Raw genomic sequence first — 21207 nt, forward strand, 5'->3', positions numbered from 1 at the left:
TTCACAGATGGCGACGTCGCTGCGCGGCTTGCCGGTCGTACTCTTCACGGGCTCCGGCCGCCGACGCACGGGTCGCGGTCTCGGCCACAGGAACATCCCACCACGCGGCCGCCGGGGGTGGGCCCGACACAGTGTCGGGCGTTCGGGTCTCCGCGTAGACACATGTGGGCCGGTCCGCAGCCCGGGCCGCGGCGAGGGCTTCCCGCAGGTCACCGATGGTGCGGGCGCGGATCACGGCCATCCCGAGGGAGGCCGCGTTGGCCGCGAGGTCCACCGGGAGCGGGGCGCCGCCGTACGAACCGTCGGGCTCGCGGAAGCGGTAAGCGGTCCCGAAGCCCTCGCCGCCCACGGCCCCGGAGAGGCCGCCGATGGAGGCGTACCCGTGGTTGTCGAGGATGACCAGGCGCAGCGGGACGCGCTCCTGCACGGCGGTGACGATCTCGGTCGGGTTCATCAGGTACGTACCGTCGCCGACCAGGGCCCACACCCGGTCCCCGGGCGCGGCGAGGGCGGCCCCGATCGCGGCCGGGATCTCGTATCCCATGCAGGAGTACCCGTATTCCACGTGGTACTGGTGCGGCGACCGGGCCCGCCACAGTTTGTGCAGGTCGCCGGGGAGGGATCCGGCCGCGTTGACGATGACGTCGTCCTCGGTGAGCAGGGCGTCCAGGACGCCGAGCACCTGCGCCTGGGTCGGTACGGCGCTCTCGTCGGGGGCGGCGTACGCGCGGTCCACGCGCGCCTCCCAGGCCTCCTTCGCCCGGGTGTAGTCCGCGACGTACTCCGGCTCCACGCGGTGGCCCGCCACCGCCTCGCGCAGCTCGTCCAGGCTCTCGCGGGCATCGCCGACCAGGGGCAGGGCGGCCAGCTTGTGGGCGTCGTACGGGTCCAGGTTCAGCCCGACGAAGCGGACCGCGGGGTGCTGGAAGAGGGTCGCGGAGGCGGTGGTGAAGTCGGTCAGCCGGGTCCCGGCCGCGATGACCAGGTCGGCGCTCCGGGCCAGTGCGGCGGCGGTGTCGGTGCCGGTGTGGCCGACCCCGCCGACCTCGGCGGGGTGGCCGTGGGGGAGGGCGCCCTTGCCCGCCTGCGTGGCCGCGACCGGGATGCCGGTGGCCTCCGCGAAGGCGGCCAGGGCGGTTTCGGCCCCGCTGTGGCGGATGCCGCCGCCCGCGATGATCAGGGGGCGCGCCGAGGCCCGTACCGCCTCGGCGGCCGCGGCCAGCTCGGCGCGGCCGGGCCGTGGACGGCGTACGGACCACACGCGCTCGGCGAAGAACTCCTCGGGCCAGTCCCACGCCTGCGCCTGGACGTCCTGCGGCAGCGCGAGGGTGACGGCTCCGGTGGCGACCGGGTCGGTCAGCACCCGCATCGCCTGGAGCGCGGCCGGGATCAGCGCCTCGGGCCGGGTGATCCGGTCGAAGTAGCGGGAGACGGGGCGCAGGGTGTCGTTGACGGAGACGTCGCCGGCCCAGGGGACTTCGAGCTGCTGGAGCACGGGGTCGGCGGGCCGGGTCGCGAAGGTGTCGCCGGGGAGGAGGAGCACCGGGATCCGGTTGATGGTGGCGAGGGCCGCCCCGGTGACGAGGTTGGTCGCGCCGGGGCCGATGGAGGTGGTGACGGCGTGCGCGGAGAGCCGGCCGCTGCGCCGGGCGTAGCCGACGGCGGCGTGCACCATCGCCTGTTCGTTGCGGCCCTGGAGGAACGGCATCGCCTCCGGACCGCTCTCCAGCAGCGCCTGGCCGATCCCGGCGACGTTGCCGTGCCCGAAGATCCCCCAGGTCGCGGCGATCAGCCGGGCGCGGTGGCCGTCGCGTTCGGTGAACTGGCGGGCGAGGAAGGCGACGAGGGCCTGCGCGACGGTCAGGTGACGGGTGTCGCTCACCGGGCGTCCTCCGATCGGTGCGCCGCCGGGAAGGGCAGCCGGGGGTCGACGGCCTGGCCGGGCCAGGTGTCCCGGATCCAGCCGTGGTCGGGGTGGTCCCGGATCAGCCATTCCCGGGTCTCCCCCGGGCCTGCCATCACATTGAGGTAGTACATGTCATGGCCGGGCGCCGCGATGGACGGTCCGTGCCAGCCGTCGGGGATCAGCACCGCGTCACCGGTCCGCACCTCCGTGAGGATGTCGGTCTTCCCGGCCGGGGAGGGGCTGACACGCTGGTAGCCGAGCCCGGGGGTGTCGCCGTGCGGGGCGATCTCGTAGTAGTAGATCTCCTCCAGCTCGGATTCGGCGCCGGGGTGGTGCTCGTCGTGCTTGTGCGGCGGGTACGAGGACCAGTTCCCGCCGGGGGTGAGCACCTCGACGGCGATGAGCCGGTCGCAGTCGAAGACACCGGCGGCGGCGAAGTTGTTGACCTGCCGGGAACAGCCGCCCGCGCCGCGCAGCTCGACCGGTACGTCCTCGGCGGGGCCGTAGCGCGCGTCCAGCCGCCGGCCGGTACGGGCCCCGGCGAGCGCGAACCGGCCACCGGCGGCCGAGGTGACCTCGGCGCTCGCGTCGCGCGGCAGGTAGGCGAAGTCGGTGACGGCCGTGAACACACCGGCGCGGCCGCGCAGTTCGAAGAGCCCCGCCGGATCCTCCGGGGAGGGGCCGCGGCTGCGCACCGCGCACGCCCCGGCCAGCGGGAGGACGATCCACTCGTGGTCCCCGCACTCCAGCCGGTACGTCTCCCCCGGCTCCAGGGTCAGCACGCGCAGCTCCGTACGCGCCATTCCCCACGCACCCGTCACCGCCATGACGCCAGCACCTCCTCGACCTCGTCGGCCTCCGGCATCGCCGTGGAACACGCCAGGCGGGACGCCACGATGGCCCCCGCCGCGTTCGCGAACCGCACCACGCGCTCCAGCTCCCAGCCGCCGAGCAGCCCGTGGCACAGCGCGCCCCCGAAGGCGTCCCCGGCGCCCAGCCCGTTGACCACCTCCACCGTCACCGGCGGGGCCTGCACGGCGCGGCCGTCGCGGTGCACGGCCAGGACTCCCTCCGGGCCGCGTTTGACCACGGCCAGTTCCACCCCGGCGGCCAGCAGCGCCCGGGCCGCGGCCCAGGGCTCGCTCTCGCCCGTGGCGATCGCGCACTCCTCCGCGTTCCCGACGGCGACCGTCGCGTGGGCCAGGGCACGCTCGTACCAGGCCTCCGGCTTCGAGGACCACAGCGTCGGCCGCCAGTCGAGGTCGAACACGGTGGTCCCGGACTTCGCCCGGGCCTCCAGCGCGGCCAGGGTCGCGGCCCGGCTGGGCTCGGCGCTCAGACCGGTGCCCGTCACCCAGAACACCCGGGCGGCGCGCACCGCTTCGAGGTCGAGTTCGTCCGGGTGGATCTCCAGGTCGGGCGCCTTGGGCCGGCGGTAGAAGTAGAGGGGGAAGTGGTCGGGCGGGAAGATCTCGCAGAAGGTCACGGGCGTCGGGTAGGCGGCGACCTCGGTGACCCAGCGGTCGTCCACGCCGAATCCGCGCAGCTCCTCGCGCAGGTAGGCGCCGAAGGGGTCCGCCCCGGTCCGGGTGATCACGGCGGTGCGCCGCCCGAGACGGGCGGCGGCGACCGCGACGTTCGTCGGGGACCCGCCGAGGAACTTGCCGAAGGTGTCGGCCTCGGCCAGCCGTACTCCGGTTCTCAGGGGGTAGAGATCCACCCCGATCCGGCCCATCGTGATCACGTCGAAGGGGTCGGTGGTCACAAGCGGTCCTCCCTGTCCTCGTCCAGGCTCTCTTGCCCGTGCCGTCGAGCCTCGCACCCTAAGGTGGCGTCATGACGTCCTCCCCGCCCGCGTTGACCCGTATCCGCATCGGTTCGGCTCCGGACTCCTGGGGTGTGTGGTTCCCCGAGGATCCCCGGCAGACCGGCTGGTCACGCTTCCTCGACGAGGTCGCGGACGCCGGTTACGAGTGGATCGAGCTCGGCCCGTACGGCTATCTGCCCACCGATCCCGCCCGGCTCGCCGAGGAGACCGGCAAGCGCGGGCTGAAGGTGTCGGCCGGCACGGTCTTCACCGGACTCCATCACGGGCCCGCGGTATGGGAGCAGACCTGGGAGCACGTGTCGCGGATCGCCGCCCTCACGCGGGCGATGGGGGCGGAGCACCTGGTGGTCATCCCCTCCTTCTGGCGGGACGACAAGACGGGGGCGGTCCTGGAGGACCGGAACCTGGATGCCGGACAATGGCGCGAACTCGCCCGGCAGACCGAGCGGCTGGGCCGTGAGGTGCGCGAGCGCTACGGGCTGCGGATCGTGGTCCATCCGCATGCCGACACCCACATCGACACCCCCGGGAACGTGGCGCGGTTCCTGGACGCGACCGATCCGGACGCGGTCTCGCTGTGCCTGGACACCGGGCACTACGCGTACTGCGGCGGCGACAGCGTCGAGCTGCTCGAGACCTTCGGCGAGCGCGTCGGCTACCTGCACCTCAAGCAGGTGGACCCGCGGATCCTCGCCGACGTCGTGGCGGACCAGGTGCCCTTCGGGCCCGCGGTGGCGCGCGGGGTGATGTGCGAGCCGCCGGGCGGGGTGCCCGCTCTGGAGCCGGTGCTGGCGGCGGCCCAGCGGCTCGGGGTGGACCTCTTCGCCATCGTCGAGCAGGACATGTACCCGTGCCCGCCGGAGCGGCCGCTGCCGATCGCCCGGCGCACCCGGGCCTACCTGCGCTCCTGCGGCGCCCTTTAGTCACATCGACGGGCCGCCCGGCTCACATCGACGGGCCGCCCGGCGGTCCCATCGGCGGGTCGTCCCGTCCGTCACGCCGACGGGTCGCCCGTCCGTCACGCCGACGGGTCGTCCCGTCCGTCCCTGGAAGAGGTACGCATGAGCACGCTCGGCATCGCCGTCATCGGCACCGGGAAGATGGGCAGCGACCACGTGCGCCGGATCGGCCGGACGGTGGGCGGGGCCCGGGTGGTGGCCGTGGCCGATCCCGACGGCGACCGGGTCAAGGAGGTCGCGGCCGCTCTGGACGGGGCGAGCGCGCACACCGACCCGGCGGCCGCGATAGCCGCGCCGGGGGTGGACGCGGTCCTGATCGCCTCACCCGGGCCGGCCCACGAGGCGGCCGTGACGGGGGCCCTGGAGCGGGGTCTTCCGGTGCTGTGCGAGAAGCCGCTGACCCCGGACGCGGCGGGGGCGCTGCGCATCATGGAGGCGGAGCAACGGCTGGGGCGGCGCCTGGTACAGGTCGGTTTCATGCGCCGCCACGACGCCGAGTACGAGAGCCTCAAGGCGCTGCTGGACAGCGGCGGGATCGGGCGGCCGCTGTTCCTGCACTGCCGACACCGCAACGCCTCCTCCCCGTCCTTCTTCACCAGCGACATGCTGATCACCGATTCGGTGGTGCACGAGGTGGACGCGGCCCGCTGGCTGCTGGGGCAGGAGATCACGGCCGTCACCGTGCTGTCCCCGGCACCGTCGGGCGGGGCCCCCGAGGGGCTGCGCGATCCCCGGCTCGTCCTGCTGGAGACCTCGGGCGGCGCGATCGTGGACGTGGAGATCTTCGTCAACTGCGGGTTCGGCTACCAGGTGCGGTGCGAGGCGGTGGGCGAGACGGGCAGTGCCCGGATCGGCGACGGCCACGCGATGGTGGTGCAGTCCGCGGGCCGCTGGGGCGGTGCGATCTCCCAGGACTTCACCGTGCGCTTCGCCGACGCCTACGACCGCCAGCTGCGCCGGTGGGTGGCCGCGGCCGCGCAGGGCCGGGTGGCGGGACCCGACGCCTGGGACGGCTACGCGGCGGCGGCCGTTTCGGAGGCGGGCCTCACGGCTTCCCGCACCGGGGCGCGGACCGTGGTCGAGCTGGTGGAACGGCCCCCTCTCTACCGCTGACCGGCGCCGGACCGCACCGCGACACACCTTTGTCCCATCCGGCCCCCCGTGCCACTTCTGTCACGGGGGTCGGGGTCTCGTCACGCATGTCCGCATTACGCGGGTCTTCCGTCACAGACGTTCGACAGCCCCTCCCCTGCCTTCACCCGGCGTCGTTCTCCGGGCACAACCTTGAGTGATCGTCAGTGTCCACACTCAGGCTCCCCCGACGGCCTCCCGGCCGCCCCCGTGGTGTGGACGAGGAGGTGCCCCATATGACCGACCGGAAGCTGTGGTCGTACAAGGAGATCGCCGCCCACATCCAGGTCCAGCCGGACACCGTGCGCTCCTACCGCAAGCACGGGCTGCTCCCCCCGCCCGACCACGTCGAGGTCGGCAAGCCCTATTGGTACGCCGACACGATCCGCGCCTGGGTCGCCCGACGCCCCGGCAACCGGGGCCGCCGCGACGACTGACCGGCGGCCCCCGCACCGCCCGCGCCCCCGCGCCGGCCCCGCACCACACCTCACCACCCCTCACCGACCCCCAGGCCGGGGTGTCATCACCCCGGCCCGGACACCGCCGTTACGTGGTGACCGGCACCCGGCCCGAGTCCTCGGACACCGGCACCCGCGCCACGCCCTCACCACCGCTCGCGCCCTCGCTCGCGCCGCCGCTCTCCGCGCCGCCCTCACTGAGCCCGAACCGGTCGTGCAGCCTGCGCAGCGGCCCGGGGGCCCACCAGGTGGCCCGTCCCGTCAGCTTCATGACGGCCGGGACCAGCAGGCTGCGGACCACCATCGCGTCCATCAGGACGGCCAGCGCGATCCCGAGCCCCAGCATCTTGGTGTTGGTCACCCGCGAGGTGCCGATGGCCACCATCACCACCGCCAGGATCACGGCCGCCGCGGTGATCAGGCCGCCCGTGCGGGCCAGCCCGGTCCGCACCGCGCCCTCGTGGTCCCCGGTGCGGTCGTACTCCTCCTTGATCCGGGATATGAGGAACACGCCGTAGTCCATGGAGAGTCCGAAGGCTATGGAGAACATCAGCACCGGCAGGGTGGTCTCTATGTCCCCGGTGGAGGTGAAGCCGAGCAGCCCCGACAGATTGCCGTCCTGGAAGACCCACACCACCGCCCCGAACATCGCGGTCAGGCTGAGCGCGTTGAGCAGCACCGCCTGCAGGGGTATCAACAGGCTCCCGGTGAGCAGGAAGACGAGCAGCAGGGTGGCCAGGACGACCAGGGCCAGCGCCCAGGGCAGTCGCTCGCCGATCGCGTCCTGCGCGTCGACCAGGACCGCGGCCTGCCCGGTGACCGAGGTCTTGAAGCCCGCCTCCACCCCGCGGACCTCGCCGACCAGGTCCTGGGCCTGCTGCCCCACGGCCTCGCCCTCGCCGACCACCGAGAAGTAGGCGTACCGCCCCGGCGCCCCGCCCGGCCCCGAGCCCACCGGACCGTCCACCCGGACCACTCCCGGCAGGCCGCTGAGCCTGCCCCGGTACTCGGTGTACGCGGACGCGGTGGCCGGTCCCTCGGCGAGCACGATGAGCCGCGCCGCGGGGCTGCCCGGGAATCCGTCCCGGATCCGCTGCTGGACCACATGCGACTCGGCCGTGGCCGGCAGCTGCCGGTCGTCCACGGTGCCGAACTTCACGCCGAGGAAGGGCGTCCCGAGCAGCAGCAGCCCGGCGGTGGTGACCACCGCGAAGACCGGCGCCCGCCGCATCACCAGCGCGGCTCCGCGCGCCCACCCCCGCCCGGCCCCGGCATCCGCACCGGCGGATCCGGCATCCGTACCCCCGGATCCGGCGCCCGCCGCGCGGCGGCGCCGCCACAGCGCCCTCAGGTCCAGGGAGTTGACCCGCTCCCCCAGCAGCACGAGCGCCGCGGGCAGCAGGATCAGCGCGGCCGCCGCCGCGAGGAGCACCACGGCGACCCCCGCGTAGGCGAAGGAGCGCAGGAAGTACATCGGGAAGAACATCATCGCCGAGAGGGACACCGCGACCGTCAGCGCCGAGAACAGCACCGTCCGCCCCGCGGTGCGCAAGGTGGCCCCCACGGCCTCCCTCGGCTCCCGTCCGGCCGCGAGCTCCTCTCGGAAGCGCCGCACGATGAACAGGGCGTAGTCGATGGCGAGTCCGAGCCCCAGGGCCGTGGTGAGGTTCTGGGCGAAGACGGAGACGTCGGTGATCTCGGTGAGCCCGCGCAGGACCGCGTTGGTCCCGAGGATCGCGACGATCCCGACGCCGAGCGGCAGGACGGCGGCCACCGCGCTGCCGAAGACCAGCACCAGCAGGACCAGGGTGAGCGGCAGGGCGATCATCTCGGCCCACAGCAGGTCTTCCTGGATGGTGCTGGTGACCTCGCGCTGCACGGCCACGGGGCCGCCGAGCGAGACCTTCACCGGCCCGTGCACCCCGCGCAGGCCGGGGGCGATCCGGTCGAGCACCTGGGTGGTGGTCTTCTCGTCGCCCTCGACGCGGGCGGCGATCAGCGCCTGGTGGCCGTCCTCGGAGCGCAGCGCGGGGAGCTTGGACTGCCAGTACGAACCGACTCCGGCTATCCCCTCCTGCGCCGTGAGCCGTGCGGTCAGCCGCTGCGCCTCGGCGGCGACGGCGGGATCGTCCACCCCGGCCGCCCCGGCGTCCACGAGCAGCAGCAGATTGGGCTGCGAGGCGGGGAACTCGCGCTCCAGCGCCTTGGTGGCGTAGGTGGACCGGGCGTCCGGGTCCTGCCAGCCCCCGCTGCCCATCCGGTCGGCGACACCGCTGCCGGCGAGCACGGCCAGGGCGGTGAGGACGAGGGCGAGCAGCAGCGACAGCCGCGGCCGCGCGGTGACGAACCGCGTCCAGCCGCCGAGCCTCCCCGGCCCCGGCTCCGAGCCCGGCTCCGATCCCGGCTCCGCCCCCGCCGCCGACCCCGACCCCGACCCCGACTCTGCCCGGCCTGACGGTTTCTTGACTTCGGACATGCCTCGGTGTCCCCTTCACCTTGATTGCCAGACGCCTAGACTGACAAATACGAGCCATCGCTCGCGTTCCCACAGAATGCGAGCGACAGCTCGCGTTTGTCAATCACCCTGGGGATGGAAGGGGAGAGAAGTGCCCGAAACGCCGGAAACATCCGCGAAGACGGCGACGTCCGCGACGTCCGCGACGTCCGCGACGTCCGCGACGTCCGCGACGTCCGCGAAGACGGCGAGGCCCACGAAAGCAGCGATGTCCGCGAAGCCGCCGAAGCCCGTGGCCGACCCCGCCCCGCGCCGCCGCCAGGCCCGCGGGGAACGCCGGATCGCGCAGCTCCTGGCCGCCGCCGCGGGCGTCTTCTGCCGCACCGGCTACGCCGCCGCGAGCACCAACGCCATCGCGCGGGAGGCCGGGGTCTCCCCGGGCACGCTCTACCAGTTCTTCCCGAACAAGGAGGCCATCGCGGTCGAGCTGGGCGGCGAACTCCTCAAGCGCGCCCAGGAGACCCACGGCCAGGCCTTCCTGCCGGAGAACCTGAGCAAGCCGCTGCCCGAGCTGCTCGACGCGGTCCTCGACCCGGTCATCGCCTTCAACTGCGAGAACCCCGCCTTCTGGGCCCTGATGCACGGCTCGGGCGTCCCCGGCATCACCCAGGAGCACGAGGAGCTGCACGCCGGCCTGCTGTCCCGGGTCGAGGGCGTGCTGAGCACCTTCGCCCCGGAGTTCACCCCGGAGCGGCTCACCCACGTCTCCAACATGGTGCTGGGCATCTTCAAGTCGTCCCTGGACCTGGTGCTGGCCACCGAAGGCGCCGAGCAGGAGGCGTACGTCGCCGAGCTGAAGGCCGTCCTGCTGCGCTACCTGGAGCCGATGATCACCACGACTCCCCTTCGCTGATCCGCGCCCGCTCACCGCCGGTCGCCCGCGCGCGCAGGCGCAGCGCCAGCAGCGGGAAGGTCAGCACGGAGATCATCCCGGCCCCGACCAGCGCCGCCGCCTCCCCCGGCTGCACCATCCCGTCCTGCACCCCCAGCGTGGTGATCGCGACCACCAGGGGCAGCGCCGTCGACCCGAGCAGCACCAGCGCCGCGCGGTCGCGCCGCCCGAGGTCGCGCGGGGCCAGCCACCACATCGGCAGCCCGCGCACCACCAGGAACAGCAGCAGGAACACGGGCAGCAGGAGCAGCTCCCGGCCGCCCCCGAGCAGGGCCTTCAGGTCGAACTGGATGCCGGTGAGCACGAAGAACAGCGGCACCAGGAAACCGAAGCCCATCGCCTCGACCTTGGAGAGCACCACCTCGCCGCTCTCGGGCGCGGCTCCGTCCAGGACCAGCCGGGTGACCAGCCCCGCGGCGAAGGCGCCGAGCAGCACGTCCAGCCCGAGCGCCGTGGCCAGCCCCAGCATCGCCACCAGCAGCAGCATCACCAGCCGCACCGCGAACTGCGCGCTGCTGTCCAGGGTCCCGGTGATGACGTGCGACAGCCAGGACGCCTTCGGCCGCAGCGCCCAGAACACCGCGGCCGCCGTGAGCACTCCGAAGGCCACCAGCAGGCCCGCCGAGCGGCCCGGCGCCCGCCCGCTGAGCAGCAGGGCCATCGCGATGACCGGCCCGAACTCGCCGACCGACCCCATCGCCATCACCACGGACCCGAACCGGCCCCGCAGATCACCCGAATCGCGCAGCACCGGCAGGACCGTGCCCAGCGCCGTGCTGGTCAGCGCGGTGCCGACGTAGACGCCCTGGTCGAATCCGCCGCCGTGCGCGAGCAGGGTGCCGGCCGCCAGCCCCAGCACCAGGGCGATCAGCCAGGCCCCGGCCGACCGCGTGAGGGTGTCGCCGCCGATCCGGTCGAACCGGATCTCGTACCCCGCCAGGAAGATCAGCATCGCCAGGCCGAGCTGACCGAGTACGTCGATCACCTGACCGGGCTCCGCCCACCCGAGCGCGTCGGGCCCGATCAGCACGCCCAGCAGGATCTCGAAGATCACCAGGGGTACCGGCAGCCACCGCGAGACGCCGTGCGCGAGCAGGGGAGCCAGGACCGCGGCCGACATGATCAGGATCAGCGTCAGACTTCCCGAAGCGGACATACCCGCCATTTACCTTCAGTGAACACGCGCTGTCCACCGGTCACCACGGGCGCCGGGGCTCGCATCTATACCCCCTAGGGGTATAGTCTGGAGCTGTTGGCAGGAGGGTGGAGGCATCCACCGCTTTCCGACGACCGCACACGCCCTCGAAGAGGAGAACGACATGAGCGCCGAGACGGACACCCAGACCACCACCGTCTACCGGGTGACCGGGATGACCTGCGGCCACTGCGAAGGCGCCGTGACCGCCGAGCTGACCGCCCTGCCCGGCGTCAGCGCGGTCAAGGCCGTCGCCGCGACCGGCGAGGTCACCGTGGTCTCGGCCGCGCCGCTCGCCGAGGACGACGTGCGCGCGGCCGTCGACGAGGCCGGTTACACCTACGCGGGCCGGGCCTGACCCCCAGGGGCGTGCCCCCGGGCACGCCCCCTCCGCACCACCCCGCGGCACCCCGCGGCACCCCGCAGCACCCGCTTCTCCGCAGCACCCCGCCGGGCCGTACCGTCCAGCTCATACTGGTTCCGTACGGACCCGGCCCTCCCCCTGGAGCCGGACATGACCAGCACAGTGCACGACGGACCGATAGTGACCGAGGTCGAGCTGACGATCGGCGGGATGACCTGCGCCTCCTGCGCGGCCCGCATCGAGAAGAAGCTGAACCGGATGGACGGCGTCAGCGCCACGGTGAACTACGCCACCGAGAAGGCGCGGGTGTCCTACGCCCCCGAGGTCATGGTCGCCGACCTGATCGCGACCGTCGTCAAGACCGGGTACACCGCCGAAGAACCCCCGCCCCCGGCCCCCGAGCCGGAAGCGGAAGCGGAGCCGGAGTCCGCGGCCGGCGCGACGGCCCCCGATCCGGAGCTCGCCGCGCTGCGCCAGCGACTGCTGGTCTCGGCCGCGCTGGCCCTCCCCGTCGTGCTGCTCGCCATGGTCCCGGCCCTCCAGTTCGACAACTGGCAGTGGCTCTCGCTCACCCTCGCCGCGCCCGTCGTCGTCTGGGGCGCGCTCCCCTTCCACCGGGCGGCCTGGACCAATGCCCGGCACGGCGCCGCGACCATGGACACCCTGGTCTCGGTCGGCACCCTGGCCGCCTTCGCCTGGTCGCTGTGGGCCCTGTTCTTCGGCCACGCCGGCATGCCCGGCATGCGGCACGGCTTCGAGTTCACCGTCTCGCGCACCGACGGCGCCTCGTCCATCTACCTCGAGGTCGCGGCCGGGGTCGTCGCCTTCATCCTGCTCGGCCGCTATCTGGAGGCCCGCTCCAAGCGGAAGGCGGGGGCCGCCCTGAAGGCCCTGCTGCACCTGGGCGCCAAGGACGTCGCGGTGCTGCGCGGCGGGGCCGAGGTCCGCGTCCCGGTGAGCGCGCTGGCCGTGGGCGAGCGCTTCGTCGTACGCCCCGGCGAGAAGATCGCCACCGACGGCACGGTCGTCGAGGGCAGCTCCGCCGTGGACGCCTCGATGCTGACCGGCGAGTCGGTGCCCGTCGAGGTCACCGCCGGGGACCCGGTCACCGGCGCCACGGTCAACACCTCCGGACGCCTGGTCATCGAGGCCACCCGGGTCGGCGCGGACACCCAGCTCGCCCGCATGGCCAAGCTGGTCGAGCAGGCCCAGAACGGAAAGGCCCAGGTCCAGCGGCTGGCCGACCGGATCGCGGCCGTCTTCGTGCCCGTCGTGCTGCTGCTCGCGCTCGGCACCTGGGTGACCTGGCTGCTGATCACCGACGATCCGACCGCCGCGTTCACCGCCGCCGTCGCCGTACTGATCATCGCCTGCCCCTGCGCCCTCGGGCTGGCCACGCCGACCGCGCTGCTGGTCGGCACCGGTCGCGGCGCGCAGCTCGGCATCCTGATCAAGGGCCCCGAGGTGCTGGAGTCCACCCGGCGCGTGGACACCGTCGTCCTGGACAAGACCGGTACGGTCACCACCGGCCGGATGACCCTGGCCGGGGTCCACCCCGCCGAGGGCACCGACGAACGCGAACTCCTGCGCCTGGCGGGCTCGCTGGAGCACGCCTCAGAGCACCCGATCGCCCGGGCCATCGCGACCGGAGCCGCCGAGCTCGCGGGCTCGCTGCCGGTCCCGGAGGACTTCCGCAACCTCGCCGGACTCGGCGTCCAGGGCGTGGTGGACGGCCACGCCGTCCTGGTGGGCCGCGAACAGCTGCTGGCCGACTGGTCGATCGCCCTGCCGCAGGACCTGGCGCGCGCCAAGGCGGCCGCCGAGGCCGCGGGCAGCACCGCGGTGCTGGTGGCCTGGGACGGCGCGGCGCGCGGGGTGCTCACCGTCGCCGACGCGGTCAAGGAGACCAGCGCCGAGGCGGTGTCCCGGCTGCGGGCGCTGGGCCTGACCCCGGTGCTGCTGACCGGCGACAACCGGGCGGTGGCGGAGACGGTGGCCCGCGCGGTGGGCATCGACGAGGTGATCGCCGAGGTGCTCCCGCAGGACAAGGTCGACGTCGTGCGCCGCCTGCAGGCCGAGGGCCGTACGGTCGCCATGGTCGGCGACGGCGTCAACGACGCGGCGGCGCTGGCCCAGGCGGACCTGGGGCTGGCCATGGGCACGGGCACGGACGCGGCCATCGAGGCGGGCGATCTGACCCTCGTCCGGGGGGACTTGCGGGTCGCGGCGGACGCGATCCGGCTCTCCCGGCGGACCCTGGCCACCATCAAGGGCAACCTGTTCTGGGCCTTCGGCTACAACGTGGCGGCGCTCCCGCTCGCGGCCGCCGGGCTGCTCAACCCCATGATCGCGGGAGCCGCCATGGCGTTCTCCTCGGTCTTCGTGGTGAGCAACAGCCTCCGGTTGCGCTCGTTCCGCTAGAGAACCCTCTCCCCACCGCGCACACACTTCCTTCACGGGAGACGCAGATCACAGTGATTGCAACGTAACCATCGGGTGGTCACGCGGGTCTAATGGGGCAGTGCCGGGAATGTCTTGGGGGACGTTCGGGCGGAGGTCTTGGGAGACGTCCGCGGGCACTCGCCGGCCGGGACACGTACCCGCGGGTAGCCGCCACGCAGCGGCCTTCCCGATCCGAACGGGTCCCGGCAGACACCCCTGTTGGAGCGCGGAGCGCGCTCCTCACCGACACCCTGGTCCGGGTCCCGTGGGGGGAATCCGCACCGGGGAAAGGAAAGCGCCCCGACCGTCGACCCGTGGGGGGATCGACGGCGGGGCGCTTTTCGTTGCGCTCGCGCCACCGGAGGACCGGTGGAGAGATCAGCGAGGCCGGTGGGGCGGCGGGACCGTGAAGGTCAGCGGGCCTCGACCGGGACGAAGTCGCGCAGGACCTCGCCGGTGTAGATCTGGCGCGGGCGGCCGATGCGGGATCCCGGCTCCTTGATCATCTCGTGCCACTGGGCGATCCAGCCGGGCAGCCGGCCGATCGCGAAGAGCACGGTGAACATCTCGGTCGGGAAGCCCATCGCCCGGTAGATCAGGCCCGTGTAGAAGTCCACGTTCGGGTAGAGGTTGCGCTCGACGAAGTACTCGTCGGCCAGCGCGTGCTCTTCGAGCTTGAGCGCGATGTCGAGCAGCTCGTCGTCCTTGCCGAGCGCCGAGAGGACGTCGTGCGCCGCCGCCTTGATGATCTTCGCCCGGGGGTCGAAGCTCTTGTAGACGCGGTGCCCGAAGCCCATCAGGCGGACGCCGTCTTCCTTGTTCTTCACCTTGCGGATGAAGGCGTCGACGTCGCCGCCGTCGTTCTTGATGCCCTCGAGCATCTCGAGGACGGACTGGTTGGCGCCACCGTGCAGCGGGCCCCACAGGGCCGAGATGCCGGCGGAGATCGAGGCGAACATGTTCGCCTGCGAGGAGCCGACCAGGCGCACGGTGGAGGTCGAGCAGTTCTGCTCGTGGTCCGCGTGCAGGATGAGCAGCTTGTCGAGCGCCTGGACCACGACCGGGTCCAGGTCGTACTCCTGGGCCGGCACGGAGAAGGTCATGCGCAGGAAGTTCTCGACGTAGCCGAGGTCGTTGCGCGGGTAGACCACCGGGTGGCCGACCGACTTCTTGTACGCGTAGGCCGCGATCGTCGGAAGCTTGGCGAGCAGCCGGATCGTCGAGAGGTTGCGCTGCTTCTCGTCGAACGGGTTGTGGCTGTCCTGGTAGAACGTCGACAGCGCGCTGACCACGGAGGACAGCATCGCCATCGGGTGCGCGTCACGGGGGAAGCCGTCGTAGAAGCGCTTCACGTCCTCGTGCAGCAGCGTGTGCTGGGTGATCTCGTTGCGGAACGACGCGAGCTGGTCCACGGTCGGCAGCTCACCGTTGATCAGCAGGTACGCGACCTCGATGAAGGTCGAGCGCTCGGCCAGCTGCTCGATCGGGTAGCCGCGGTAGCGCAGGATGCCCTGCTCGCCATCGAGGTAGGTAATGGCGGACTTATAGGCGGCGGTGTTCCCGTAGCCGCTGTCCAGGGTGACCAGACCGGTCTGGGACCGGAGCTTCGAGATGTCGAAGCCCTGGTCGCCAACGGTGCTTTCGACCACCGGGTAGGTGTATTCACCGTCCGCGTACCGCAGTACTACAGAGTTGTCGCTCACGTCATCCCTCACCGACGTAGTGCCTCTTCTTCGAGGTGCCCTGACTGCCTCTACCTTCCCCCATTTGGCACAGGTGAGTGCACTCGGGGTCGGGGTTTGGTGTTTTTGACGGCACTGAGTGCCGCCAAGCTGCTCATCCTGCCCCCTCCGAACCGGTGGGGATACCCCAAATGATCGATCATCTAGGTGATGTTTCCCACCGGTATGCGGCCGGACAGCCGCGGAGCGACGGCTGTGAACCTCCTGCCTGCGGAAACGGTACGCACCGCCTGCCCCAGCGCCTTGCGGGACCCGACCAGGACGACCAGTTTCTTCGCCCTGGTCACGGCCGTGTAGAGCAGATTTCGCTGGAGCATCATCCAAGCTCCGGTGGTGACCGGGATCACGACCGCCGGATATTCACTCCCCTGGGAACGGTGAATGGTGACGGCGTAGGCGTGGGCCAGCTCGTCGAGCTCGGAGAACTCGTACCCCACCTCCTCGTCCTCGTCCGTGCGGACGGTCAGCCGCTGTTCGTCCAGGTCGAGGGCGGTGACCACGCCGACGGTGCCGTTGAAGACGCCGTTGGCGCCCTTCTCGTAGTTGTTCCGGATCTGGGTCACCTTGTCGCCCACCCGGAAGACCCGGCCTCCGAAGCGCTTTTCGGGCAGTCCCGGCCGGGCCGGGGTGATCGCCTGCTGGAGCAGGCCGTTGAGGTTCCCCGCGCCGGCCGGACCCCGGTGCATGGGCGCGAGCACCTGGATGTCGCGGCGCGGGTCGAGACCGAACTTGGCCGGAATACGACGGGCCGCCACGTCCACGGCGAGCACTCCGGCCGCCTCCGTGTCCTCCTCGGCGAAGAGGAAGAAGTCCGGCAGCCCTTCGGTGAGGGGCGGGAGCCCGGTGTTGATGCGGTGGGCGTTGGTGACCACGCCCGACTGCTGGGCCTGGCGGAAGATCCGGGTCAGCCGGACGGCGGGCACCGGTCCGCCCTCGGCCAGCAGGTCCCGCAGCACCTCGCCGGCGCCGACCGACGGCAGCTGGTCCACGTCCCCCACCAGCAGCAGATGGGCCCCCGGCGCCACCGCCTTGACCAGCTTGTTGGCGAGCAGCAGGTCGAGCATCGAGGCCTCGTCGACCACGACCAGGTCCGCGTCCAGCGGCCGGTCCCGGTCGTACGCCGCGTCCCCGCCCGGTTTGAGCTCCAGCAGCCGGTGCACGGTGGAGGCGTCGGCCCCGGTCAGCTCCGCGAGCCGTTTGGCGGCCCGCCCGGTCGGCGCGGCCAGCACCACCTTGGCCTTCTTGGCCCGGGCCAGCTCCACGATCGAGCGCACGGTGAAGGACTTGCCGCAGCCGGGCCCCCCGGTCAGCACCGCGACCCGGCGGGTGAGGGCGAGCTTGACCGCGTCCCGCTGCTCGGGCGCGAGGGTGGCGCCGGTCCTGGTCGCCAGCCAGCCCAGCGCCTTCTCCCAGTCGACGTCCCCGAAGGCCGGCATCCGGTCCTCCTCGGCCTGGAGCAGCCGCCGCAGCTGTCCGACGAGGGAGAGTTCGGCGCGGTGGAAGGGGACCAGGTAGACCGCGGTGAGCGGGGGTCCGCCCTGGGGATCGGGCACCTTCTCGCGCACGACGCCCTCGGGGTCCGCCGCGAGTTCGGCCAGGCACTCGATGACCAGGCCGGTGTCCACCTGGAGCAGCTTGACCCCGTCGGCGATCAGCCGCTCCTCGGGCAGGAAGCAGTGGCCCTGGTCGGTGGACTGGGAGAGGGCGTACTGGAGCCCGGCCTTGACCCGCTCGGGGCTGTCGTGCGGGATCCCGACCGACTGGGCGATCTTGTCGGCGGTGAGGAACCCGATGCCCCAGACGTCGGCGGCGAGCCGGTAGGGCTGGTTCCGCACCACCGAGATGGAGGCGTCGGCGTACTTCTTGTAGATGCGGACCGCGATGGAGGTGGAGACCCCGACCCCCTGGAGGAAGATCATGACCTCCTTGATGGCCTTCTGTTCCTCCCACGCCGCGCCGATCATCTTCGTCCGCTTCGGACCCAGCCCGGGCACCTCGATCAGCCGCTTCGGCTCACCCTCGATCACCTCCAGGGTGGCGACACCGAAGTGCTCGACGATCCGGTCGGCGATCTTCGGACCGATGCCCTTGATCAGGCCGGAGCCGAGGTAGCGGCGGATGCCCTGAATGGTGGCGGGGAGCACGGTGGAGTAGTTCTCGACGGTGAACTGCTTGCCGTACTGCGGGTGCGAACCCCAACGGCCCTCCATCCGCAGGGACTCGCCGGGCTGCGCCCCGAGCAGCGATCCGACCACGGTGAGGAGGTCGCCGGCGCCGCGCCCGGTGTCGACGCGGGCGACGGTATAGCCGCTTTCCTCATTGGCATAGGTGATGCGCTCCAGGACCCCCTCGAGCACTGCCGTGTTTACCGCGCTGTCCGTCCCCATGGCGCCACGCTAGCGCCCGGCGCCGACAGCCCGTCACCCCTGTGGAAAACGGGGAAACGGAAGGGGGTCCGGCCTCACGGCCGGACCCCCTCACGGTTACCCCTCCCACATCGGACTTCCCGATCCCCCCAGATCCCCTCCCGGAAGTGCCGACGCACCGTACGACCCGCGATCCCGCCGGACGGTTGCACAGAGATCCGAGGCTTTATCGTTCCGTTACCCGAGGTGCCGGAGAAACATGACAGACGTAGCGTTTCAGACATGAGCGAACCCTCCTTCCAGGACGACGTGATCAACGAGCTGGGCGACGACAGGCTGACCGAGATCGCGGGTCTGCTCGGCACCGACGCCACGGGCGCGCGCGACACGATCGCCACCACCGTCGGCGCGATGACCGGCGACCTCCAGCAGAAGGCGGACACCGACGGCGACGACGGCGTCGAGGTCCGCCAGGCCTTCGCCGAGGTGACCGAACCACCCCTGCAGGGCGTGGCCACCCTGGGCGGCGGCCTGCTGAGCGGCGGCCTGATGGCCGGGGTGCTGTCCAAGGTGAGCCGGCCCGTCGCCGAAGCCGTCTCCAAGAAGACCGGCATCCCCGCCCCCACCATCACCCGGGTGATCGAGCTGCTGATCCCGGTCCTGCTGGCGGTCTTCGCCAAGCGCGCGGCGGGCGCGGGTGCGGGCGCGGGTGCGGGTGCCCCTGCCCCGGGTGGCGGCCTCGGCGACCTCCTGGGCCAGATCCTCGGCGGCGGCAAGAAGGCCGGGTAAATGCCGGGTAAATACAGCCTCGCCGGCGTTTGAGGCGCCCCCGGGGGGCGCGGTCGCCCGCGGCCGGACCGGTTTGCCTCCGGCGGGCCCTCAAACGCCGGGCAGGCTGAAATCACCCGGCGTGGTGCGGAGCCGGAAACCCCCGTTCCCCGGCTCCGCACCGCGTCGTATCCTCGGGCTCCATGGACACGTCCGGCACGCAGGTAGTACTCCGCCCTCCGGAACCCGGCGACCTCGGCTGGATCGTGCAGCGGCACGGCGCCCTCTACGCCGCCGAGTTCGGCTGGAACAGCGAGTTCGAGGGGCTGGTCGCGCGGATCGTCGCGGATTTCGCCCAGGACCACGACCCCTACCTCGAACGCGTCTGGATCGCCGACCTGGACGGCCGCCCGGTCGGCTCCGTGATGTGCGTACGGGATCCCGCGCCGGGCACGGCCCGGCTGCGGCTCCTGCTGGTGGACCCGGCGGGCCGCGGGCACGGCATCGGCGCCCTGCTGGTGGACGCGGTGATCGCGTTCGCCCGCTCGGTCGGCTACCGCGAGCTCGTGCTGTGGACCAACGACGTGCTGACATCCGCGCGTTCCCTCTACCAGCGCGCCGGGTTCACCCTGATCGCCGAGCGCGAGCACCGCTCGTACGGCGTCACACTGACCGGGCAGGACTGGCGGCTGCCGCTCCAGGAGGACTCGCCGCGATGAGCCGTGTACGGGCCCCGCGCGCCGGGGCCAGCGAGGTGGCCGCGACCCCGCCGACCAGCAGCGCCGCCGCCAGCCAGCGCAGGGGTGAGATCTCCTCGCCCAGCACCAGCGCCGCCGAGGACATCCCGAAGACCGGCACCAGCAGCGAGAACGGCGCCACCGACGAGGCCGGGTAGCGGCGCAGCAGGTACCCCCAGGCTCCGAAGCCGAAGACGGTGGACACCCAGGCGACGTAGCCGATGACGGCCGCCCCGGACCAGTCCAGGGCGCGCAGCGCGGCCAGGTCCCGCTCGGGCCCCTCGAGCAGCAGCGAGAGGCCGAACAGGGGCAGGACGGGCACCGCGCACACCCACACCATGAAGTTGAGCGCGTCGGGCGGGGCCGCCCCGCGCGTCAGCACGTTGGACACCCCCCAGCAGGCCGCGGCCGCGATGACCAGCGCGAAGGCGGTGACGGGCGCCGAGGTCCCCCGGTCCACGGCGGCGACGGCGATCCCCGCGAGGGCCACCGCCATCCCGGCCAGCCGCACCCGCCCGGGCCGCTCGCGCAGTACGACGGCGGCGAAGAGGGCGGTGAAGACGGCCTGGACCTGGAGCACCAGGGAGGACAGTCCGGCCGGCATCCCGGCGGCCATGCCGGTGAACAGGAGGCCGAACTTCGCGATGCCCAGGGCCACTCCGACGCCCAGGATCCACTTCCAGGCGACCTTGGGCCGCCCGACGAAGAACACCGCGGGCAGGGCCGCGACGAGGAAGCGCAGGGCGGACAGGAGCAGCGGCGGGAAGTGGCCGAGCCCGATCTCGATGACGACGAAGTTGAAACCCCAGACGGCGGCGACGAGGACGGCGAGTGCGGTGTGTACAGGACGCATACGAAGAGCATCGAGGCTCCGATCATGTAGCACCAGCGATGATCTCTTCCCCGTTGGATGAAGCAGTGCTTACGATTCCCGGCGCGCGGTCCGCGGCTTACGATGCGGGGATGCTCGACCTCTCCCGGCTCCGCGCCCTGCACGCCGTCTCCGTCCACGGCTCCGTCGCGGGCGCCGCGGCCGCCCTCGGCTACACGCCCTCCGCCGTCTCCCAGCAGATCGCCAAGCTGGAGCGGGAAACCCGCACCACCCTTCTGGAGCGCCGCGGCCGCGGCGTCGCCCTGACCGAGGAGGCCCGCCATCTGGCCTCCACAGCACAGGAGTTGCTGGGGATCGTGGAGCGGGCCGAGACCACCCTGGAGGAGCGGCGCGGGCAGCCCAGCGGGCTGCTGCGGGTGGCCGCCTTCGCCTCCGCGGCGCGCGGACTGCTGCCCGGGGTCCTGGCCGAGCTCGCCGAGCGCCACCCGGCCCTGGAGGTCCGCCTGACCGAGGTCGACCCGCACCTCTCCGTGGACCTGGTGACCCGGGGCGTCACCGACCTGGCGGTGGCACACGACTGGGACATCGCCCCGCTGCCCGTCCCCGACGGGGTCGAACAGGCGGTGATCGGCGACGACGTCTGCGACCTGCTCGTACCCGCGGGCCATCCGTTCGCCCGCCGGAGCACCGTGCGCCGCGCGGACCTCGGCGCGGAGCGCTGGATCTGCCAGCCGCCCGGCCGGGTCTGTCACGACTGGCTGGTGCGCACCCTGCGCGCCGTCGGCTGCGAACCGGACGTCGCGCACGTCGCGGAGGAGAACCACACCCTGGTCGCCCTGGTCGCGGCGGGCCTCGGCATCGCGGTGGTGCCGCGGCTGGGTACCGGAGCCCTGCCGCCGGGAGTGGTCGTGGCCCCCCTGCGGCCCGCGCCCTTCCGCAGGGTGCACGCCCTGTGGCGGACCGGGGCCGCCCGGCGGCCCGCGATCACGGCGGCCGTCCGGACCCTCCAGGAGCACTGGGCCACCACGTCCGGGGGACCCGGCGAGTGTCCTTAGGCACCCCGGAGGCGCAC

At 72.5% G+C, this 21207-nt stretch carries 17 protein-coding genes and 1 pseudogene; 9 read left to right on the forward strand and 9 right to left on the reverse strand.

The annotated features are described in order from the left end of the window. Nucleotide 1: 1 nt before the first annotated feature. From iolD to iolC, 3 genes are read right to left on the reverse strand one after another with little or no spacing between them, the layout of a single operon-like run. The gene (gene iolD / locus ABT084_RS13755; RefSeq protein WP_502968929.1) at nucleotides 2–1993 is read right to left on the reverse strand and encodes a 3D-(3,5/4)-trihydroxycyclohexane-1,2-dione acylhydrolase (decyclizing); all 1992 of its coding nucleotides are present in this window, start codon (nucleotides 1991–1993) and stop codon (nucleotides 2–4) included. Continuing rightward, nucleotides 1879–2733 (reverse strand): 5-deoxy-glucuronate isomerase, encoded by an 855-nt coding sequence (gene iolB / locus ABT084_RS13760; protein WP_351042287.1) that lies wholly within the window; start codon nucleotides 2731–2733, stop codon nucleotides 1879–1881. Before iolB ends, iolD begins: the two co-directional genes overlap by 115 nt. Then, nucleotides 2724–3641 (reverse strand): 5-dehydro-2-deoxygluconokinase, encoded by a 918-nt coding sequence (gene iolC / locus ABT084_RS13765; protein ID WP_351042516.1) that lies wholly within the window; start codon nucleotides 3639–3641, stop codon nucleotides 2724–2726. The genes iolB and iolC overlap by 10 nt, the downstream gene beginning before the upstream one ends. A gap of 101 nt (nucleotides 3642–3742) precedes the next feature. Between iolC and ABT084_RS13770 the strand changes: the two genes are divergently transcribed. The 3 genes from ABT084_RS13770 to ABT084_RS13780 all read left to right on the forward strand — a co-directional run bounded on the left by ABT084_RS13770 (nucleotide 3743) and on the right by ABT084_RS13780 (nucleotide 6261). After that, the gene (locus ABT084_RS13770; protein WP_351042290.1) at nucleotides 3743–4657 is read left to right on the forward strand and encodes a sugar phosphate isomerase/epimerase family protein; all 915 of its coding nucleotides are present in this window, start codon (nucleotides 3743–3745) and stop codon (nucleotides 4655–4657) included. Between the two features lie 138 nt (nucleotides 4658–4795). Continuing rightward, the gene (locus ABT084_RS13775; protein ID WP_351042293.1) at nucleotides 4796–5806 is read left to right on the forward strand and encodes a Gfo/Idh/MocA family protein; all 1011 of its coding nucleotides are present in this window, start codon (nucleotides 4796–4798) and stop codon (nucleotides 5804–5806) included. A 254-nt stretch (nucleotides 5807–6060) separates the two neighbouring features. Continuing rightward, a complete protein-coding gene (locus tag ABT084_RS13780) occupies nucleotides 6061–6261 on the forward strand; it encodes a helix-turn-helix transcriptional regulator (protein ID WP_283449034.1) in 201 nt (66 codons plus the stop codon). Between the two features lie 109 nt (nucleotides 6262–6370). Here ABT084_RS13780 and ABT084_RS13785 read toward each other — a convergent pair whose 3' ends face one another. Then, the gene (locus tag ABT084_RS13785) at nucleotides 6371–8758 is read right to left on the reverse strand and encodes an MMPL family transporter (RefSeq protein WP_351042296.1); all 2388 of its coding nucleotides are present in this window, start codon (nucleotides 8756–8758) and stop codon (nucleotides 6371–6373) included. A 99-nt stretch (nucleotides 8759–8857) separates the two neighbouring features. Continuing rightward, the gene (locus tag ABT084_RS13790) at nucleotides 8858–8995 is read right to left on the reverse strand and encodes a hypothetical protein (protein WP_351042299.1); all 138 of its coding nucleotides are present in this window, start codon (nucleotides 8993–8995) and stop codon (nucleotides 8858–8860) included. Between the two features lie 10 nt (nucleotides 8996–9005). Between ABT084_RS13790 and ABT084_RS13795 the strand changes: the two genes are divergently transcribed. Then, nucleotides 9006–9650 carry a TetR/AcrR family transcriptional regulator gene (locus ABT084_RS13795; RefSeq protein ID WP_351042302.1) on the forward strand — a complete coding sequence of 215 codons (645 nt, stop codon included), beginning with the start codon at nucleotides 9006–9008 and terminating at the stop codon, nucleotides 9648–9650. On the opposite strand, the gene ABT084_RS13800 is transcribed toward ABT084_RS13795, so the two are convergent. Next, nucleotides 9628–10845 (reverse strand): cation:proton antiporter, encoded by a 1218-nt coding sequence (locus tag ABT084_RS13800; RefSeq protein WP_351042304.1) that lies wholly within the window; start codon nucleotides 10843–10845, stop codon nucleotides 9628–9630. The genes ABT084_RS13795 and ABT084_RS13800 overlap by 23 nt on opposite strands. 163 nt (nucleotides 10846–11008) lie before the next feature. Between ABT084_RS13800 and ABT084_RS13805 the strand changes: the two genes are divergently transcribed. Next, the gene (locus ABT084_RS13805; RefSeq protein WP_351042306.1) at nucleotides 11009–11242 is read left to right on the forward strand and encodes a heavy-metal-associated domain-containing protein; all 234 of its coding nucleotides are present in this window, start codon (nucleotides 11009–11011) and stop codon (nucleotides 11240–11242) included. 156 nt (nucleotides 11243–11398) lie between these two features. Further along, on the forward strand, nucleotides 11399–13669 hold the full coding sequence (locus ABT084_RS13810; RefSeq protein WP_351042308.1) for a heavy metal translocating P-type ATPase: 2271 nt from the start codon (nucleotides 11399–11401) through the stop codon (nucleotides 13667–13669). Between the two features lie 434 nt (nucleotides 13670–14103). Here the strand turns inward: ABT084_RS13810 and ABT084_RS13815 are convergent, their stop codons facing one another. Next, nucleotides 14104–15393: a citrate synthase gene (locus ABT084_RS13815; protein WP_351042310.1), complete on the reverse strand. Its 1290-nt coding sequence runs from the start codon at nucleotides 15391–15393 to the stop codon at nucleotides 14104–14106. 182 nt (nucleotides 15394–15575) lie between these two features. Beyond that, the gene (gene recD2 / locus ABT084_RS13820) at nucleotides 15576–17819 is read right to left on the reverse strand and encodes an SF1B family DNA helicase RecD2 (protein ID WP_351042313.1); all 2244 of its coding nucleotides are present in this window, start codon (nucleotides 17817–17819) and stop codon (nucleotides 15576–15578) included. A gap of 261 nt (nucleotides 17820–18080) precedes the next feature. On the opposite strand from recD2, the gene ABT084_RS13825 reads away from it, so the two are divergent. Both ABT084_RS13825 and ABT084_RS13830 read left to right on the forward strand, forming a co-directional pair. After that, on the forward strand, nucleotides 18081–18587 hold the full coding sequence (locus tag ABT084_RS13825) for a DUF937 domain-containing protein (protein WP_351042315.1): 507 nt from the start codon (nucleotides 18081–18083) through the stop codon (nucleotides 18585–18587). A 203-nt stretch (nucleotides 18588–18790) separates the two neighbouring features. Next, nucleotides 18791–19285, forward strand: a pseudogene (locus ABT084_RS13830) (GNAT family N-acetyltransferase); the annotation flags it as partial. Here the strand turns inward: ABT084_RS13830 and ABT084_RS13835 are convergent. Next, nucleotides 19230–20156 (reverse strand): EamA family transporter, encoded by a 927-nt coding sequence (locus ABT084_RS13835; protein WP_351042318.1) that lies wholly within the window; start codon nucleotides 20154–20156, stop codon nucleotides 19230–19232. The pseudogene ABT084_RS13830 and the gene ABT084_RS13835 overlap by 56 nt on opposite strands. Before the next feature lie 110 nt (nucleotides 20157–20266). Here ABT084_RS13835 and ABT084_RS13840 point away from each other — a divergent pair, with 110 nt between their 5' ends. Continuing rightward, a complete protein-coding gene (locus ABT084_RS13840) occupies nucleotides 20267–21190 on the forward strand; it encodes a LysR family transcriptional regulator (RefSeq protein ID WP_351042321.1) in 924 nt (307 codons plus the stop codon). Nucleotides 21191–21207 lie beyond the last annotated feature (17 nt).

It is taken from the genome of Streptomyces sp. NPDC002138 (assembly GCF_040296485.1).
Classification (GTDB): Bacteria; Actinomycetota; Actinomycetes; order Streptomycetales; family Streptomycetaceae; genus Streptomyces.

What these genes read in the sequence shown, in the direction of transcription:
- ABT084_RS13810 (WP_351042308.1), top strand. Translation starts at nt 11,399, where the DNA reads ATGACCAGCACAGTGCACGACGGACCGATAGTGACCGAGGTCGAGCTG.
- iolB (WP_351042287.1), bottom strand. Translation starts at nt 2,733, where the DNA reads ATGGCGGTGACGGGTGCGTGGGGAATGGCGCGTACGGAGCTGCGCGTG.
- iolC (WP_351042516.1), bottom strand. Translation starts at nt 3,641, where the DNA reads ATGGGCCGGATCGGGGTGGATCTCTACCCCCTGAGAACCGGAGTACGG.
- ABT084_RS13805 (WP_351042306.1), top strand. Translation starts at nt 11,009, where the DNA reads ATGAGCGCCGAGACGGACACCCAGACCACCACCGTCTACCGGGTGACC.
- iolD (WP_502968929.1), bottom strand. Translation starts at nt 1,993, where the DNA reads ATGGCTGATCCGGGACCACCCCGACCACGGCTGGATCCGGGACACCTG.
- ABT084_RS13780 (WP_283449034.1), top strand. Translation starts at nt 6,061, where the DNA reads ATGACCGACCGGAAGCTGTGGTCGTACAAGGAGATCGCCGCCCACATC.
- ABT084_RS13835 (WP_351042318.1), bottom strand. Translation starts at nt 20,156, where the DNA reads ATGCGTCCTGTACACACCGCACTCGCCGTCCTCGTCGCCGCCGTCTGG.
- ABT084_RS13825 (WP_351042315.1), top strand. Translation starts at nt 18,081, where the DNA reads ATGAGCGAACCCTCCTTCCAGGACGACGTGATCAACGAGCTGGGCGAC.
- ABT084_RS13775 (WP_351042293.1), top strand. Translation starts at nt 4,796, where the DNA reads ATGAGCACGCTCGGCATCGCCGTCATCGGCACCGGGAAGATGGGCAGC.
- ABT084_RS13785 (WP_351042296.1), bottom strand. Translation starts at nt 8,758, where the DNA reads ATGTCCGAAGTCAAGAAACCGTCAGGCCGGGCAGAGTCGGGGTCGGGG.
- ABT084_RS13840 (WP_351042321.1), top strand. Translation starts at nt 20,267, where the DNA reads ATGCTCGACCTCTCCCGGCTCCGCGCCCTGCACGCCGTCTCCGTCCAC.
- ABT084_RS13770 (WP_351042290.1), top strand. Translation starts at nt 3,743, where the DNA reads ATGACGTCCTCCCCGCCCGCGTTGACCCGTATCCGCATCGGTTCGGCT.
- ABT084_RS13795 (WP_351042302.1), top strand. Translation starts at nt 9,006, where the DNA reads ATGTCCGCGAAGCCGCCGAAGCCCGTGGCCGACCCCGCCCCGCGCCGC.
- ABT084_RS13800 (WP_351042304.1), bottom strand. Translation starts at nt 10,845, where the DNA reads ATGTCCGCTTCGGGAAGTCTGACGCTGATCCTGATCATGTCGGCCGCG.
- recD2 (WP_351042313.1), bottom strand. Translation starts at nt 17,819, where the DNA reads ATGGGGACGGACAGCGCGGTAAACACGGCAGTGCTCGAGGGGGTCCTG.